General features: G+C 24.7%; 2 protein-coding genes. One reads left to right on the forward strand and one right to left on the reverse strand.

What is annotated here, in order from left to right:
- Positions 1-1,275 (forward strand): cation:proton antiporter (locus tag ACERKK_RS12770; RefSeq protein ID WP_373773460.1); only part of this gene is annotated, 1,275 nt, incomplete at its 5' end.
- A 12-nt stretch (positions 1,276-1,287) separates the two neighbouring features.
- Here ACERKK_RS12770 and ACERKK_RS12775 read toward each other — a convergent pair.
- A partial coding sequence (locus ACERKK_RS12775) for a putative bifunctional diguanylate cyclase/phosphodiesterase (RefSeq protein ID WP_373773461.1) occupies positions 1,288-2,602 on the reverse strand: 1,315 nt, incomplete at its 5' end.

Genomic DNA, 2,602 nt, shown 5'->3' on the forward strand with positions numbered 1-2,602 from the left:
TCAATAATCATATCATTGGCTTTTTCTCTTTCATCAACAGCAATAGTTCTTACATATCTAAAAAGTTCAAAAGATATTCATACACCTTATGGTGAAAAAGCAGTTGGGATTTTGATTTTTCAAGATTTAGCTGTTATTCCTATATTATTACTAATTACTTTTTTAACTAATGATACTCTTTCTATTTCACAAGTAATACTTCAAACAGTTTTATCTGCATTATTTATCATAGTTTTTATGTTTACTTTAGGAAAAAGAATAGTAAAACTTTTTTTGACTTTATCTGCAAAAACACAAGTAGATGAACTTTTCTTGGCTTCTGTTTTTACTATTGTAATGGGAACATCACTTTTAGCTCATGAAGTTGGATTTACTTACTCTTTAGGTGCATTTATAGCAGGAATGATAATAGCAGATACAGGATATAGTGTAAAAGTAGAATCAGATATCCAAACATATAAAGATTTACTTTTAGGGACTTTCTTTTTTAGTGTTGGTACAAAAATCGATGCTATTTATTTTATAAATAATATACATATAATTTTTGCTGTATTAATAAGTGTAATGTTAATTAAAACACTAATTATATATTTTATTATACGCCTAAAATCAAATAAAAGTGTATCTGTAAAAACAGCAATATCTCTAGGGCAAATAGGTGAGTTCTCTTTTGCAATATTTGCATTAGCTTTTACTTATGAACTTATACCAAAAGAACTTAGTAATTCTCTTATTTTAGTTACGGTTTTATCAATGATTGTAACACCATTTATAGTAAACAATATTTATAAAATATCAGCAATATTTGTTACAGAGTTTTATGAATCAGATAAAATTACTCCTATTAAAGCTAAAAATCATGTTGTTATCGTAGGCTTTTCAACATTAGGAAGAATAGTAGCACAGCAACTTACAGATAATAATATCTCTTTTGTAATCATTTCAGATAACTTAAAACATGTATTATTAGCTAAAAAACGAGGATATATGGCATATTTTGGGCATTTAGATAAAAAGCCAGTTCTTGAGTCTTTAAAGGTGCAAGAATCATCAAGTATTATTATCACGACAAATAAAGAAGTAAGAAAACGACTTATTTCAGATGCAGTTTTAGCCTTTCATCCAAAAGCACATATTATTGTAAAAATTGATTCTATAAATGAAAAGAAATATCTAAAAGATTTAAATATCACAGATTTTGTAGATATTAATCATGAAGTTTCAAGTTTATTGGTAAATCATGCAAAAGTTCATTTGGATAATACGAAAGAATAGATTAGTATATATTTAATATTTTTGAATAAATTGTTCTAATCTATGAATTTCTAATGGTTTTGAATAAAAATACCCTTGATATGTACGACATCCAAATTCATTTAAAAGTTCAACTTGGTCTTTACTTTCAACTCCTTCAGCTAAAACAATATTATAATTTAAAATATTACCTATTTCAATAATTGTTTTTATTAAAAGTCTTGCTGTTTTATCATCAATGATATCATCAACAAATGCTTTATCAATTTTAAGTTCATTGATAGGAACAGATCTTAACATTGATAATGAAGAATATCCAGTACCAAAATCATCTAAAGATATAGTAAACCCTTTTTCTCTTAGTTGTAAAAATAAAGATTGCATATATTCTAAATTATCTATCAAAACTGATTCAGTTATTTCAAGAGTTATTAAAGATGGATCAATTTTATATTTATCAATTTTATTCATTAAATTTTCAAGAAAACCTACTTCAATAAATTGTGTTACTGAAACATTAATTGATAATTGAAAACTTTTTTTATTTTTATCTTGAAGAGTTTTTATTTGATTTAAGGCTGTATCTATTATAAAATCACCAATTTTTGGCATTAAACCAATTGTTTCAGCAATTCCTATAAACTTTTCAGGACTTACATTCCCAAGTTTTTCATTATTCCATCTAAGTAGTGTTTCAATACCATACAAAGTATTATCATAATTTACCTGAGGTTGATAAACTAAATATAATTCTTTTTTTTCTAAAGCTTGTTTTAGTTCTTTTTCAATTTGCATTATTTCAATATGTTTATTTTTTATCTCTTCTTTAAATACTTTATAGCTATTTCTTTTACTTTTAGCTTCATAACAAGCAATATCAGAACAAACAATTAGTTCATCTATATCTTGACTATCTTTTGGAAAATTAGACACACCAAAGCTTCCATTTACTATTATATTACTACCTAAAACACTTAATGGTTTACGAAATGTTTCTAATAATTTATTACAAAATTCTTCTATATTAGAAACTTCATTTGTAAAAATTAAAAATTCATCACCACCTTGTCTTATTAATAAGTCATTTGTATTTATAGTTTTTCTAAGTCTATTACTTAAGGCTTTTAAAACTTCATCTCCAAACTTATGTCCAAAAGTGTCATTTATATATTTAAAATTATCCAAATCAAAATATATTAAAGAAAAATTAGTTTTATTAGTCCACTTATCAATATTTTTCTGTAAATAATATCTATTTGGTAGATCTGTAAGAGTATCATGCAGTGCTTTGTATTCTAAGAGTATTCTTTTGTCTTTTTCAGATTTATTAATCATCCAAAAAAGCCAC

It is taken from the genome of Poseidonibacter sp., from assembly GCF_041821165.1.
Taxonomy (GTDB): domain Bacteria; phylum Campylobacterota; class Campylobacteria; order Campylobacterales; family Arcobacteraceae; genus Poseidonibacter.